Raw genomic sequence first — 14,123 nt, forward strand, 5'->3', positions numbered from 1 at the left:
CCAGGTCGGCCGCGATGGTTGCTTCCCGCACCGCCCCGGGGTCGATGTGCCCCCGATCACGGAGGACGCTTCTCCGGGTGAGCCGCGCCGCCCCGTCCGCCCCCGCACCGGTCCAGGGGGCGTCCCGCCACGGCCTCGGGCTGGTCGCGGTGGCGATCGTGCTCACCGGCCTGAACCTGCGGACGGCGGTCACCAGCGTCGGCCCTGTCCTCGAGGAGATCCAGGAGGGGCTGGGCATCTCCAGCGGCCTCCTGGGCCTGGTGACGACCATGCCGGTGCTCTGCTTCGCCCTGATCGGCTTCACCGGCCCGTCCCTGTCCGCCCGTTTCCGGGACTCCCATGTGCTGGCAGGGGCGCTGCTGGCCATGTCGGCCGGGCTCGTCCTGCGCAGCACCGCCGGGGCGTTCTGGTTGTTCCTCGTCGGCACCGTGCTGGCGATGGTGGGCGGCGCGCTGGGCAACGTGCTGCTGCCCAGCCTGGTCAAGCGGCACTTCCCCGGGCGGACCGGTCTGCTGGTGGGCGCCTACAGCACCGCGATGTCGGTCGGCGCTGCGGTCGCCGCGGTGTCGACCGCGCCCATCGCCGCGGTCACCGGACCGGGCGGCTGGCGGTGGGCGCTCGGCGTCTGGGCGGTCTTCGCGCTCGCGGCCGCTACGCCGTGGCTCGCGGTCCGGGCGACGGCCGGCGCCTCACGCGAGACCCACGTCGCCGTCCGGATGCGCGAGCTCGTGCACAGCCGGCTCGCCCTCGCGATGGCCGTCTTCTTCGGGCTCCAGTCCATGCAGGCCTACGTGATCATCGGATGGTCGGCGCAGTACCTGCGGGACACGGGGCTCTCCGCGGCGGCGGCCGGGCTGCTGCTCGGGCTCAACTCGATCGTCGGCATCCCGCTCAGTGCCATCGTGCCTGCCCTCACCGTCCGGCCCCGGCTCCAGCGCCCGCTGCTGTGCGGGTTCCTGGCGTGCTACGTCGTCGGCTGGCTCGGGCTGTGGCTGACCCCGCTCGCCGCCCCGTGGCTGTGGATGATCCTGCTGGCCTTCGGCATGGGGACCTTCGCCATGGTCCTCACGCTGATGGGGCTGCGCGCCCGGACCCCGGAGACGACGGCCGCACTGTCCACCGTCACCCAGGGATGGGGATACGTGCTCTCGGCGGCCGGCCCGCTGCTGGTGGGCGTGCTCCGAGGCGCGACCGGCGACTACACCGGGATGTTCCTCCTCGTGCTCACCGGTGTCGCGGGACTGGCCGGAACCGGCTGGCTGGTCACCCGGCAGCGCTACGTCGACGACGAGGTTCCCGGCTGGTCGTCAGCGCGGCACTGCGACGACGTCCTGGAGGTCGCCGGCGCAGAGCCTCCGGTCAGCTCTCCGACGAACCGGGGCGGCGGGTCTCCGCCCGGGTGAAGTTGCGGAACGACCGCGACGGCGTCGGCCCCCGCTGGTCCTGGTACCGGGAGCCGTAGACGGCCGACCCGTACGGGTGCTCCGCCGGGCTGCTGAGCTGGAACAGGCAGAGCTGGCCGATCTTCATGCCCGGCCAGAGCGTGATCGGCAGGTTCGCCACGTTGGACAGTTCCAGCGTGATGTGCCCCGAGAAGCCGGGGTCGACGAAGCCCGCCGTGGAGTGCGTGAGCAGTCCCAGACGGCCGAGCGAGCTCTTGCCCTCGAGCCTCGCTGCCAGATCGTCGGGGACCGAGACGACCTCCAGGGTCGAGCCGAGCACGAACTCCCCCGGGTGCAGCACGAACGGCTCGTCCCCCTCGGGCTCGACCAGGGTGGTGAGGTCGTCCTGCTGCTTCGCCGGGTCGATGTGGGTGTACCGGGCGTTGTTGAACACCCGGAAGTACCGGTCCAGGCGGACGTCGATGCTCGACGGCTGCACGAGGCCCTTGTCGTAGGGCTCGACGCCGAGGCGGCCCTCCGCGATCGCAGCCGTGATGTCCCGGTCGCTCAGCAGCATGGCGCGGAGTCTAGGGAACGTGCCGGCCGCCATCCCTCCGGGTGAATCGGGCCCACCGGACCTCAACCGCACCGGCGGCCCTGCCGAAGCGAGCCGGGAGAACGCCTGCCGGCGTCCGGTCCGACCGGTCGCCGGCCCTTCCCGGACCGGCCGGGCAGGCCGCGCCGGAAGGCATGTGCGAATGACCAGCAAGCGGGTTCTGGGCGTCACCCTGACCTCCGCCGTCGTGGCCGGGTACGCCGGTGCGGCGGTCTGGTCGGCGTGGGCAGCGCCGCCGATCGAGCAGGCCACCGGTTTCGGCGACGGCGACGGCCTCACCCGGTACGTGCTGACCGCCGACACCACGGCCGGCGACCTGCTGGCGGAGCTGGAGTCGGTCCCGGGTGTGGCCAGCGCGCAGTGGGTGGACGTCGACCGGGCCCTGGTGGCCGCCGACGGCCTGAGCCCCGAGCGGCTGGCCGCCGTCCCGGGCATCACCGACGTGGCGCTGTCGACGTCCGTGCCGGTCCTGGGCACCGTGACCGACCCGCTGTTCCCGCAGTACGGCTGGAACCTGGAGAACACCGGCAGCAACGCCTACGGCCAGGCCGCCGTGGCAGACGCCGACGTCGACGCCACCGCCGGCTGGGACACCGGCACGGGCATCGGCCGCGTCGTCGCCGTCGTCGACTCGGGCTTCGACTCCGACCACCCCGAGCTGGCCGGCGCCCTGTGGACGAACCCCGCGGAACGCTGCGGCTCGGCCGACACCGACGGCAACGGCCTGCCCGGCGACTGCCACGGCTGGAACTTCTACGCCAACAACGCCGATATCGACAACGGCAGCCTGGGCAGCCACGGCACCAGCGTCTCGGGCGTGGTGGGAGCGCGGGCGGACAACGGCTCCGGGTCCGCCGGCGTCGCGCCCGGTGTGTCCATCATGCCGCTGGTCGCGGGCGGCGGGAGCACCGTCGACATCTACCTGTGCGCCAAGGCCATCCGGTACGCCGTCGACCACGGCGCCGACGTGGTCAACGCCTCGTGGGGTGGTCGGATCAGCGGCCCGCCCCTCGACGCGCTCCGCTCGGCGATCGCGTACGCCGAGGCGCACGGCGTCCTGGTGATCGCCGCGGCCGGCAACGACGGCGGGGACCGGGACACCAGCATCGTGTACCCGGCCAGCCTCCCCGAGCCCAACGTCGTGACCGTCGGCAGCTCCACCGCCGCCGACACCATCGCCGGCCACTCGGGCTACGGCGCGACGACGGTGGACCTCTTCGCCCCCGGCACCCGGGTGGCGGCGCCGTGGAACGACGGTGGCATGCGACTGGTCGACGGGACGTCGTTCGCCGCGCCGCACGTGGCCGCCGCGGTGGCCCTCTACCGCGCGGTCCTGCCGACGGCGTCGGTCGCCGAGCTCAAGCAGGCGCTGCTCGCCGGCACCGACCGGGTCGCGGCCTTCGCCGGCCGGTCGGTCACCGGCGGCCGGTTGTCGCTGGCCCGCATCGGGGCCCACGCCGACGACACGGTGCGCCACGCGTTCACGTCGATGACCGCCCGCGCGGGGACCGTCACCCCGACGGTCGGCATCAGCACCCCCGCCGGCAGCGGCCGCTACTCGGTGGACGTCGGCCTGGGTATGGAGTCCCAGGGTGAGGTCTGGGCGCTGTCGCAGCAGCCGGTGACCCTCGACGGCGTCACGGTTCCCACCGACGACGCCGGTGACGCCCGGTTCGACCTGGGCGCGATCACCGACTCCGACGGCATCGCCCTGTCCCCGGCCGTGGAGCTCGCCGCCGGCCGCTACGTGCTGACCGTGCAGCTCTACCGCGACGGTGAGCCGCTGGGCCGCATGCGCGCCGCTCCCCTGCTGGTGTCCGCGCCGGAGAGCTCCGGCGGTGACGCACCCGGTGGGACGACGCCGGGCACCCAGCCGGGCACCACCTCCCCCGACGGCGCCACCCCGGCCCCCGACAGCCAGCCGGGCACCACCACACCGGGCACCACCCCGCCCGGCGGCACCACCACCACCCCGCCCGGCGGCACCACCACCACCCCTCCCCCCGGCACCCCGGGCACCCGGCCGCCCGGCGGCACCAGCCCGGCCCCCGGCACCCCGCCAGGGAGCACTCCGCCGGGGGCCACCATCCCGGCTCCCGGCATTCAGCCGGGCGTCACCTCACCCGACGGCACCACACCGGCGCCCGGCACCACGTCGCCCAGCCCCACCCCCGGCACGACCCCGCCCGGGGGCACCTCTCCCGGCGGTCCGGCCCCGGGTGGCACGGCGCCGAGCCCGAGCACGCCCGGGCCCACGCCGGGGACCACCGCACCCGGTGGCACCAGCCCGGGAACGACGCCGTCGGCACCGCGGACGACGACCTACCCCGAGGTCGGCCCGTTCGGCATCGCGTCGCTGAGCCCGAACGTCGTCGACACCGCCGGCGGAACGCTGGTGACCATCACCGGGCGGGCGCTGCCGAGCCTCCCGACCGTGCGGGTGGGCACGTCGGCCACCGCGACGGTGGTCCGCAGCAGCACCACCAGCCTCGTGGTGCGGGTCCCGGCACGGACGGCAGGCACCTACGACGTGACCGTCCACGCTCGCGACGGCCGGTCGACGGTGCTCACCGCAGCGCTCACCTACGCCGTAGCCGTCGGCAGCGACCCGTCGGGCAGCACGCCCGGTGGGACGACGCCCGGCGGTACCGCCCCGGCGCCGAGCAGCCCCGCTCCGAGCAGCCCTGCCCCGAGCGCCCCGGGCGGCTCCACGCCCGACGGCGGCACGGCACCGGACGTCCCGGCGGCAGTGCGCACCGGCCCCCACGGTGAGCGGCTGGTGCGGTCGGACCGGTTCTCCGCGCTCGGCTCCATCTGGTCGGTGAACTGCTCCGCCAGCTGCACCGGCGTCGCGATCTGACGCCGTCCACCGCGCCGTCCCGGCGCGTCCGCTGAGCCACCGCGCCCCGTCCGGCTTCCCCATACGGACGGGGCGCGGTGTCGGCTGCGCTCGGAGGCCACCGGCCTCCTCGCGGAGATGCGCCGCTGAGCGGGGTGGCTGCCGCGGAGGCAGGGCCACCAGGTAGTCTCGTCGCCGTCCGCGGGTGTAGTTCAATGGTAGAACATCAGCTTCCCAAGCTGACAGTGCGAGTTCGATTCTCGTCACCCGCTCCACGGCGCGGACGATCCGTGAGCGAGGCCCCGGTCCACCGACCGGGGCCTCGCTCGCGTCCGGGGTCTTTCGTCCCTGGAACACGATTGCCGGGCACGCCACGATGAGCGCAGCCCTTCCTCCCGGGAGGTGCCGCTCCTACGGTCAGGCCGTGCCCCCGCCCGATCGACGGCGCTCCCGGTGACCGACGACGCCGCCGTGCTGCCGGCGACCACCCGGGGCGGTCCGCTGGAGACGACGCTCCACGAGGTGGTCACGACGGCCGTCCGCCACCTGGACGCGACCTCCGGTGCGCTGAGCGTGCTGACCCCGGACGGAGTCGGGGTGGACCGGTTCGTCACGGTGGGCCCGGTGGTGCCCGCTCCGGCGCACCCGTCGCCACGGTCGTCGATCACCGTGCCGGTGCGGGTGCGCGACGCCGCGTTCGGGACTCTCTCCGTGAGCCGCACCCGCGCCGGCGCGGAGTTCACCGCGGCCGACGTCGCGGTGGCGCGGTCACTGGCGGCCGTGGCCGGCCTGGCCATCGAGAACGCCCGACTGCTCGAGCGCGCCGAACTCCGCCGGGCCTGGTCGCAGGCGGGCACGGAGATCGCCACGGCACTGCTGTCCGGTTCACCTGCCGACGCGGTGCTGCGCACCGCCGCCGCCAGGGTCGCCGAACTGTCCGGGGCCGACGCGGTCGCCGTGCTCGTGCCGCTGCCCGAGGACGAGGAGACGCTCACCGTCACGGCCGCGGTCGGCCCGGCGGCCGAGGACGCCGAGGGGGTCCGCATCCCGCTGGCCGATACCCGGCTCGGGGCGGCGCACCGGTCCGGCGCACCCCGGCTGCTCGACGCGGTCGCCACCGGGCCCGGTGCCCCCGCCCCGTCCCGGGAGATCGGCGACCTCGCCGTCGCCTACGGGTCGACCCTGCTCGTCCCGCTCGGTGGGTCGGCTCCGCTGGGCACGCTGGTCGCGGCGCGGACACGAGACCGCCCCGCGTTCGACCCCGCGGTGCTGGAGCTGGCGTCGGCCTTCGCCACCCAGGCGGCGGTGGCGCTCGAACTCGTACGCAGTCAGCAGCGGGAACAGCGCCTGCAGGTGCAGACCGACCGTGACCGGATCGCGCGCGACCTGCACGACCACGTCGTGCAGCGGATCTTCGCCACTGCGCTGGCGCTGGACCGCATCGGCCGTTCGCTGGAGGAGTCGGCGCCCGAGGTCGCCGGCCGGATCGCCGAGCGGGTCGACGAGCTGGACGGCACGATCGCCCGTATCCGGACGTCGATCTTCGAGCTGCACGCCGCGCCGGATCCGGCCTCGACGGTCCTCCGCAGCCGGCTGGCCGACGTCGTGCGGTCGGTCACCGACGGCCACGGGCTGGAACCGGCGCTGCGGGTGCGCGGCGACATCGAGGAGCTGCCCGCCGACGTCGCCACCGAGCTGGTCGCCGTCGTCCGCGAACTGGTGACCAACGTGGTGCGGCACGCCGGCGCCACTCGCCTGATGGTGACCGTGGCCGTCGCCGACACGCTCCGCGCCGTCGTCACCGACGACGGGCGCGGTCTGCCGACCCCGACCGTTCGCAGCGGACTCGCCAATCTGGCCGACCGGGCGGAGCGGCGGGGCGGGCGGCTGACCGTGGCCACCGGCTCGTCCGGGACCGAGGTCACCTGGGCGGTGCCCCTGCCCGGCTGACCCTCAACGCCCGTGCGGCCGGTCGTCGCGCAGCTCCGTCGCCAGGATCGCGGCCTGGGTACGGCGTTCGAACCCCAGCTTGGCCAGCAGGTGGCTGGTGTAGTTCTTGACCGTCTTCTCGGCCAGTCCCATGCGTTCCCCGATCTGCCGGTTGGTCAGGCCTTCCCCGATCAGCCGCAGGACGGAGCGCTCCTGGTCGGTGAGGACCGAGAGCCGGTCGTCCCCCGCCCGCCCCGGGCGCGGGCCATCGGCCAGCAGCACGCCGCCCGCCGCCACGGTGCGGACCGCCGACACCAGCGCCGGGCCCCGCACCTGCTTGAGCAGGAAACCGGCCGCGCCCGCGCGCAGCGCCGCGTCCCGTGCGTCCTGGTCGGCATAGCTGGTGAGCACCAGGCAGCGCAGTCCGGGGACCCGGGCACGGAGGTCACGGCAGAGGGAGGCGCCGTCCCCGTCGGGCAGCCGCATGTCCAGGACGACGACGTCGGGGCGCACGGCGGGAACGCGCGCCCGCGCCTCGGCGACCGTCCCGGCCTCCCCGACCACGGTGATGCCCGGATCGTCCTCGAGCACCTCGGCGACACCCCGGCGCACCACCTCGTGGTCGTCGACGAGGAACACGCGAACGGGCGCGGGCGCAGGATCCACGGGCCCACCTCCTGACGCACTGTGACGCTCGTCACTCAGCGTAGGGCGGCGGGCGGTGGCCCGATAGTCAGGCGGGCAGCAGCAGCGCGGCGTACAGCGTCAGGCCGGGACCGAACGCCATGGCCACGATCGGACCGTCGACGTCGGCGAGCTCCTGCAGCACGAGCAGCACGGTGGCCGACGAGCAGTTGCCGTGCTCGGCCAGCACCCGGCGCGAGGCGCCGACCTGCTCCTCGGCCAGGCCGAGCTCGTCGCGCACCACGTCGATGATCCGGGGGCCACCCGGGTGCACGGCCCAGCCGGCGACGTCCTCCACGCGCAGCCCTGCCTCGGCGAGCAACTCGTCGACGACCTCGCCGACGTGCCGGGACAGCACGTCGGGCACCCGGGGGGACAGCCCCATGCGGAACCCCAGGTCGGTGACGTCCCACGTCATGTGGTCGGCGGTGGAGGCGTCGGTGCGGGCGACGATGCCGGCCAGCCGGTGGCCGCGGGCCGCCCCGGGCTCGACGACGACGGCCGCCGCCGCGTCGGAGAACAGCGCGTGCGCGACGACCTGCTCGAGGTCGGGCTGGGCCGGTTGCACGTGCAGGCTGGTCAGCTCGCAGCAGAGCAGCACGGCCGGGCGCGACCGCGCGGTGACGAAGTCACCGACGGCGGCCAGCCCGGGGATCGCCGCGTAGCAGCCCATGTGACCGACGAGCAGCCGCTGCAGCCCCGGCGGCATGCCCAGGTCGCTGGCCAGCCGAATGTCCAGCCCCGGGGTGGCGTACCCGGTGCAGGTGGCGACGGCGAACAGCCCGACGTCGCCGGGCGCGAGCCCCGCGGCGTCGAGCGCGCCGGCCACCGCCTGCTTGCCCAGCGGGAGGGCCTCCTGGATGTAGCGGGCCATCCGCGCGCCGGTGCCCCAGCCGCTGAGGTCCTCGTCCATCGGGTTGGCCACGGCGTGCCGTCGGCGCACGCCCGCGCCGAGGAAGATCCGCTCGGCGGCGCGGACACCCTCGTAGTGGCGGGCGAAGAACCCGTCCCAGGCCGCCTGCTGCTCCAGGGTCGCGGGTAGGGCCGATCCGGCACCGGTGACGACGGCGGCGCTCACCTGCGCCGCTCCGCGGAACGCCTGGTCGGGGTCATGGCCCCGACGGTACGTCCGGCGCGACGTCGTTGCTCGCTCACCTTTTCCGCCCGTAGCCGGCGAACACGACGGCGGTGGACCGGATCGGCTTCATCCGGACCGACTCGCGCCGTCCCAGGGCCCAGGCTACGGCCTGCCGCATCGAGGGCCGCAGGCCGACCAGCCGGAGGTCCAGGCCCAGCCGGTCGGCAGCGGCCAGCAGCCGCTCCCGGTCCACGAACAGGGCGGGGTCGTGGATGCCCGGGGGCGGCCCGCCCGGGAGCTTCTCGGCGACGGTCACCATGAGGAAGCGGCTGAGCCGGGTCGCCGCCAGCGCGTCGATCACGAGCGTGCCGCCCGGTCGGAGCAGCCGGGCGCACTCGGCCAGCACGGCGACGTCGTCGTCGACGTGCTCGAGGATCTCCCCGGCGACGACCACGTCGGCGCACCCGTCGGCCAGCGGCACGGCGAGCACCGATCCCCGCACCGGCAGCAACCCGTGGCCGCGCGCCACGCGCAGCCCCTCCGTGCCGAGATCGACGCCGACGTGCCGGTAGCCGAGGCGGGCCGCGTGCGGTGCCATCAGCCCGCCGCCGCAGGCGAGATCGACCAGCAGGGCTCCCGGCGTGGCCGCGGGCGGGATGTGCTCGGCGCGGGACGCGGCCAGCCAGTGCAGGGCGGCGAAGCCCCCGGACGCCTCCCACCACTGGTCGGCCAGCTGGTCGTACTGCGCCGGGTCGTTGCGCCGCAGGTCCGTCTCCGCTTCCAGGGCGATCACGGCTCGCGGACCACCCTGCCGGCCGTCAGTGGGTTCACCAGGCCATGATCGCGGGGAACGGCGTCGTCCGCACGCCCATCGGAGGTACCCGTGTCCGTCACCGTCGTCGGCAGCCTGAACGAGGACGTGCTGCTGGCCGTCGGCCGGCTGCCCGGGCGCGGTGAGACGGTCGTCGCCCGCACCGCCACCTTCGCGCCGGGCGGGAAGGGCGCGAACCAGGCCGCGGCGGCCGGGCTGCTGGGGCCGGGGGTGCACATGGTCGGCCGGCTCGGCGAGGACGCGGCCGGCGACCGGCAGCTGGCCGCCCTGGCCGCGTCCCGGGTCAACGTCCGCCGGGTGCTGCGCACCACCGGCGTCCCGACCGGGAGCGCGACGATCCCGGTGGAGGACGGCAGCGGGGAGAACCTCATCGTCGTCGTACCGGGAGCCAACGCGCTGCTGACGGCCGCCGACGTCGACGTCCCGTCGGTCCGCGAGGCTCAGGTGCTGCTCCTCCAGCTGGAGGTCCCGCTCGACGCCGTCGAGGCGGCCGCACGGGCCGCCACCGGCACCGTCGTCCTCACCCCCGCCCCGCCCCGGGAGCTCCCGGCCGCGCTGCTCGAGCGGGTGGACGTGCTGCTGCCGAACGAGCACGAGCTCGTGCACCTGGCGGGCGCCGGGCCCGGCGACCGCTCCCCCGCCGCGCTCGCCGACCTGGCCCGCCAGGTGACGCGTGGGGCCGTCGTCGTCACGCTGGGCGCGCGGGGCGTCCTGGTGGTCCCGGCGGACGGCGGTCCGGCACTGCTGCAGGCGCCGCCGCCGGTGGCCGTCGTCGACACCACCGGGGCGGGCGACTGCTTCAGCGGTGCGCTGGGTCAGGCGCTGGCCGCCGGCGCCGGGCTCCCGGATGCCGTCCGGTACGCCGTCGCCGCCGCGGCACTGTCCACCACCGGTCCCGGCGCGCGCGGGGCACTCCCGGACGACGAGACCGTTCGAGCACTGCTGCCCCGGGTCCCGGCCGCCACCCCGGTCGGCTGACCGGCGGTTCACCGCCCGGAGGATCGGGCACAGGGGCCTGCGACCCCCGTCCCGAGGAGGAGCGACATGAGCGAAGCCCACCGCACCCCCCGCAGTGCCGAGCGCGCGGAAGGCGACCCGGCCGGCGAGGAGGCCGGCAGCGGCCGGACGCCGCACCCCGAGGAGCCGGCCGAGGGACGGGACGACACCGCCGGGGGCGGCGCGGACACTCCCGACGTCTGAACCGCACGGGGCCGCACCAGGTGATCGGAGTCTCACCCGGGCGAGCGGCGCACCTGTTTCCCTGGGTGCCGCATCGGGCACGATGCGGCACATGGAGGAGACCGGAAAGCAGCGCCAGGCCACCGACGAGTCATCCGGGGCCCGCGAGGAGTCCACCGCCGAGACCGCGGTCCGCGCCGTCGCCCGGCTGCTGGCCAACCCCCGCCGCACCCGCCGCGACTGACGAAGGGCCGCTGCCCCGCACCGCTGGCAAGCTCGCGGCGGGACCCCCCTGCAGGGGGCCGCTCCAGCACGTCACCGTGTGGTGACGGTCGGTTGCCACAAGGATCTCACCGTTCCCCGCAACCACGCCCGACCCGGCTGCCTCTCGTCACCCAGAGCAACCACGTCGGCGTGCCGCGAACTGCTCCGTCACGGGACTGGTGCATCCTCGCTGACGTGACCGCCGCCCTGGATCTCGTTCCCGCCGACGACAGCTCGGCGCCGGTCCGCCGTAGCCGCGCCGAGCGGCAGGCGATCGTGCTGGACACCGCCGAGCGGCTCTTCGCCGGTCGCAGCTCGCGCAGCGTCGGGATGGATGAGCTGGTCCGCGAGACCGGCCTGGGCAAGATGACGGTGTACCGGCTCTTCAAGAGCAAGGACGACCTCGTCGGGGCCTACCTCACCCGCAAGGCGGCCACGGTACTGGCGTTCATCGACGCCGAGCTGGACAGGCTCGAGGGCGACCCGCGCGCCGCGCTGCTGTCCGTGGTCGACGCCGTCGAGCGGGACGTCACCCGCACCGGCTTCCGCGGCTGCCCGTTCACCAACGTCAGCAGCGAGTACGACGACCCGCAGCACCCGGCGCGCAGCGCGGCGGCCGACTACAAGTTCGAGCTGCACGCCCGCCTGGAGCGCCTGGCCGACGGGATCGTGCCCGGAGACGGGGACGACCTGGCCGCCCAGATCCACCTGATCATCGACGGCATGTACCTGTCCGGCGGCCTGCTGGGCCCCGACGGGCCCGCCGCCCACGGCCGGCAGCTGGCCGAGCGGCTCATCGAGATCGCGGTCGACCAGGGCTGACCGCAGGATGGGCCGGTGACGAACGACCGCACCCGCCCCGACCTCGACGACACGACCGTGGCAGCGCTCGGCAAGCTCTCCGAGGCCCTGGAGACCGTGGACCAGGCCCGCGGCTTCCTCTACGCCTTCCACCAGCTGACCGGCAAGGCCGACCGGCTGCTGCAGGAGTCCGTCGACCTGTTCGACGAGGCAGGCGCGGCGCAGCTGGCCGCGGACCTGGAGCGGGATCTCGTCGGGCGGAACGTCATCGCCGAGCGCTGGACCTTCCAGATCGTCGAGGACTTCGACGAGAACTACTGGGCCGCCTTCCGCGGGTACGACGCCCGCGCCCGCGAGCAGCTCGCCGGCGGCGACCGGCACGTCCTCGAGGCCCGCATGAAGCAGCGCGAACGCACCGCCGGGCACCCCGCGCACGAGGCCGGGCCCGCCCTGACCGACTGAGCCGCGCGTCGACGGCCGTCTGGAGGATGTGCGCGGACGCCCGGTTCGAGCGCGGCGGATTCAACTGGTCGACGCAACACCGGCTAGTTGATCATCAGACAATAGTCGAGCGAGTTCCTCGGCCGGAGTGTGGAAGCCGAGGGTCTTGCGAGGGCGGCCGTTGAGCTTGTCGGCGATGGCGTCCAGGTCGGCGGCGCTGTGCCCGGACAGGTCGGTGCCCTTGGGCAGGTACTGGCGCAGCAGGCCGTTGGTGTTCTCGTTGCTGCCGCGCTGCCAGGGGCTGTGCGGATCGCAGAAGTAGACCGGCAGGTCCGCGGCGATGGTGATCTCGGCGTGCCGGGCCAACTCGATGCCCTGGTCCCAGGTCAGCGTGCGGCGCAGCGCGACCGGCATGGTGGTGATCTTGGCGGTGATTGCGGCGGCGACGGCTTCGGCGCCGTGATCGGCTGGCAGATGCAGCAGCATGGTGAACCGGGTGGTGCGCTCGACCAGCGTGCCGACCGCCGAGCCGCTGTCCTTGCCGACCATCAGGTCGCCCTCCCAGTGTCCGGGCACCGCGCGGTCGGCGACCTCGGCGGGCCGCTCGGAGATCATCACCTTGTCCTTGATCCGCTCACGGCGGCCATCGGCTCGCCGCCGCGGCTTGCGCAGCGCCCGGCCGGTGCGCAGGCAGACGGCCAGCTCACGGCGCAGCGCACCCCGGCCTTGCACGTAGAGGGACTGGTAGATCGCCTCGTGGCTGATGCGCATGGACTCATCGTCGGGGAACGCCAGCCGCAGCCGATGACTGATCTGCTCCGGGCTCCACTGCAGGTGCTCGAGCTTGTCGGCCACCCAGTCGCGCAGCACCGGATGCTGGGTCAGCTTGGCCGGCTTGGGCCGGCGCGCCCGGGCCTCGGCGCGGGCCTGGGCGACCGATGCCTTGTAGCGGCCGGCCGGACGGCGCGTCAGACAGCCGCGAGCGAGTTCCCGGCTGATCGTCGAGGGGCTGCGCTCCAACCGCCGGGCGATCTCGCGGACGCCCAGACCGGCCGCCCGATCCAGCGCGATCTCCTCACGCTCACTGACGGACAGATAGCGGCCGTTGGGCTCGGCCAGCTGCACAGGGGGTATGCCGCCGGCCTCGACGAACCATCGCCGCCCGGTGCTGCCGGTGACCCCGACGGCTGCCGAGGCGTCCTCGGTCGAGGATCCCGCGGCGATCAGCTGCCAGAACCGCCGACGCACCTCCTGCGGCAGCGGTACATGTCCCGTTGCTCCCATCGACACCACCCCGTCTCATCGAGGTGTTGCGTCGACTCCTTGAACCCAAGCGCCCAGAAGTAGGCGCCAGCGCACTTCGTCGCGGCCAGCGGGCGTCGTGAGCCCACTGGCGCGGCAGCAGGCGACGTCGCGGGCCCGGGGACGACCGACCCGGGCGGTTTCCGGCACCCCGGACACGGGCAGTCCTCGACAATGACCATGCCCGACGAGAACAACGCAGGAGCCGACCGCGAGGCCCAGCCGCTCGGGGCGCAGAAGGCGCCGAGCGAGGACCGGAACTCCCTGGGCGCCACCGAGGGACCGGCCGACGGCATCGCCGGGCCGGCGTACCCGCCGGCCGACACCGAGCCGGACGCCCGATGACCGGGCCCGACCGGCCGCCGCCCGGTACGCCCCGCGACCCGCTCGACGTCGGCCTGGGGGACCGCGCGACCGGCCCCACCGGTCCCGTTGACAGCGAGCCTGCTGCGCCACCGCCCGCACCGCCGCAGCCGGCCCCGGAGCCGGTGCGCGAGCGGCACACCGGCCGCGCCATCGGCCGCACGCTGGCCCTGGCGCTGCTGATCTTCGTCACCGTCCTGCTGGTGCTCTTCGTGGTCTTCAACGGCCAGACGGTGCAGATCAGCCTCGTCTTCACCGACGTCCAGGCGCCGCTGGTGCTGGCGCTGCTGATCGGCGCGGCCCTGGGCGGGCTGCTGGTGTGGCTGGCCGGCCTGGTTCGCCGCGCCCGGCGCCGCAAGCGCTGACCCCTCCGGGTCAGATGCCCCGCCGGGGGCGTGTCGAGGATCCCGACG

The 14,123-nt window shown here is 74.8% G+C and carries 15 protein-coding genes and 1 tRNA gene; 11 read left to right on the forward strand and 5 right to left on the reverse strand.

The window, feature by feature from the left end:
• The first annotated feature begins 77 nt into the window (after positions 1–77).
• Positions 78–1,403 carry an MFS transporter gene (locus tag BLASA_RS21385; RefSeq protein ID WP_014378349.1) on the forward strand — a complete coding sequence of 442 codons (1,326 nt, stop codon included), beginning with the start codon at positions 78–80 and terminating at the stop codon, positions 1,401–1,403.
• On the opposite strand, the gene dcd is transcribed toward BLASA_RS21385, so the two are convergent.
• The gene (gene dcd, locus BLASA_RS21390) at positions 1,360–1,959 is read right to left on the reverse strand and encodes a dCTP deaminase (protein ID WP_014378350.1); all 600 of its coding nucleotides are present in this window, start codon (positions 1,957–1,959) and stop codon (positions 1,360–1,362) included. The two genes, BLASA_RS21385 and dcd, sit on opposite strands and share 44 nt — an antisense overlap.
• A 181-nt stretch (positions 1,960–2,140) precedes the next feature.
• On the opposite strand from dcd, the gene BLASA_RS23745 reads away from it, so the two are divergent.
• The 3 genes from BLASA_RS23745 to BLASA_RS21405 all read left to right on the forward strand — a co-directional run bounded on the left by BLASA_RS23745 (position 2,141) and on the right by BLASA_RS21405 (position 6,787).
• Positions 2,141–4,858 (forward strand): S8 family serine peptidase, encoded by a 2,718-nt coding sequence (locus tag BLASA_RS23745; RefSeq protein ID WP_014378351.1) that lies wholly within the window; start codon positions 2,141–2,143, stop codon positions 4,856–4,858.
• 180 nt (positions 4,859–5,038) lie between these two features.
• A tRNA-Gly gene (locus BLASA_RS21400) sits at positions 5,039–5,112 on the forward strand.
• 178 nt (positions 5,113–5,290) lie between these two features.
• Positions 5,291–6,787 carry a GAF domain-containing sensor histidine kinase gene (locus BLASA_RS21405; RefSeq protein WP_014378352.1) on the forward strand — a complete coding sequence of 499 codons (1,497 nt, stop codon included), beginning with the start codon at positions 5,291–5,293 and terminating at the stop codon, positions 6,785–6,787.
• Positions 6,788–6,790: 3 nt separating this feature from the next.
• Here the strand turns inward: BLASA_RS21405 and BLASA_RS21410 are convergent, their stop codons facing one another.
• From BLASA_RS21410 to BLASA_RS21420, 3 genes are all read right to left on the reverse strand, one after another.
• Positions 6,791–7,432, reverse strand: a complete 642-nt coding sequence (locus BLASA_RS21410; protein WP_014378353.1) for a response regulator — start codon at positions 7,430–7,432, stop codon at positions 6,791–6,793.
• A gap of 67 nt (positions 7,433–7,499) precedes the next feature.
• Positions 7,500–8,528, reverse strand: a complete 1,029-nt coding sequence (locus tag BLASA_RS21415) for a type III polyketide synthase (protein WP_014378354.1) — start codon at positions 8,526–8,528, stop codon at positions 7,500–7,502.
• A gap of 73 nt (positions 8,529–8,601) precedes the next feature.
• On the reverse strand, positions 8,602–9,321 hold the full coding sequence (locus tag BLASA_RS21420; RefSeq protein WP_014378355.1) for a methyltransferase domain-containing protein: 720 nt from the start codon (positions 9,319–9,321) through the stop codon (positions 8,602–8,604).
• Positions 9,322–9,411: 90 nt separating this feature from the next.
• Between BLASA_RS21420 and BLASA_RS21425 the strand changes: the two genes are divergently transcribed.
• From BLASA_RS21425 to BLASA_RS21435, 5 genes are all read left to right on the forward strand, one after another.
• Entirely contained in the window at positions 9,412–10,338 is a 927-nt protein-coding gene (locus tag BLASA_RS21425) for a ribokinase (RefSeq protein ID WP_014378356.1), read from the forward strand.
• A 66-nt stretch (positions 10,339–10,404) separates the two neighbouring features.
• A complete protein-coding gene (locus BLASA_RS25300; protein ID WP_014378357.1) occupies positions 10,405–10,560 on the forward strand; it encodes a hypothetical protein in 156 nt (51 codons plus the stop codon).
• A 91-nt stretch (positions 10,561–10,651) separates the two neighbouring features.
• Positions 10,652–10,783 carry a hypothetical protein gene (locus BLASA_RS26390; protein WP_014378358.1) on the forward strand — a complete coding sequence of 44 codons (132 nt, stop codon included), beginning with the start codon at positions 10,652–10,654 and terminating at the stop codon, positions 10,781–10,783.
• A gap of 215 nt (positions 10,784–10,998) precedes the next feature.
• A complete protein-coding gene (locus BLASA_RS21430; protein ID WP_166486619.1) occupies positions 10,999–11,625 on the forward strand; it encodes a TetR/AcrR family transcriptional regulator in 627 nt (208 codons plus the stop codon).
• Positions 11,626–11,640: 15 nt separating this feature from the next.
• Positions 11,641–12,066, forward strand: a complete 426-nt coding sequence (locus BLASA_RS21435; RefSeq protein ID WP_014378360.1) for a hypothetical protein — start codon at positions 11,641–11,643, stop codon at positions 12,064–12,066.
• Between the two features lie 60 nt (positions 12,067–12,126).
• Here BLASA_RS21435 and BLASA_RS21440 read toward each other — a convergent pair whose 3' ends face one another.
• Positions 12,127–13,329 (reverse strand): IS30 family transposase, encoded by a 1,203-nt coding sequence (locus BLASA_RS21440; protein ID WP_014376903.1) that lies wholly within the window; start codon positions 13,327–13,329, stop codon positions 12,127–12,129.
• A 192-nt stretch (positions 13,330–13,521) separates the two neighbouring features.
• Here BLASA_RS21440 and BLASA_RS25305 point away from each other — a divergent pair, with 192 nt between their 5' ends.
• Positions 13,522–13,692, forward strand: a complete 171-nt coding sequence (locus BLASA_RS25305; protein WP_014378361.1) for a hypothetical protein — start codon at positions 13,522–13,524, stop codon at positions 13,690–13,692.
• Positions 13,689–14,075, forward strand: coding sequence for a lipopolysaccharide assembly protein LapA domain-containing protein (locus BLASA_RS21445; RefSeq protein WP_014378362.1), 387 nt, complete (start codon positions 13,689–13,691; stop codon positions 14,073–14,075). The genes BLASA_RS25305 and BLASA_RS21445 overlap by 4 nt, the downstream gene beginning before the upstream one ends.
• Positions 14,076–14,123: the final 48 nt, after the last annotated feature.

The organism is Blastococcus saxobsidens DD2 (genome assembly GCF_000284015.1).
In the GTDB taxonomy this organism is placed as follows: Bacteria; Actinomycetota; Actinomycetes; order Mycobacteriales; family Geodermatophilaceae; genus Blastococcus; species Blastococcus saxobsidens_A.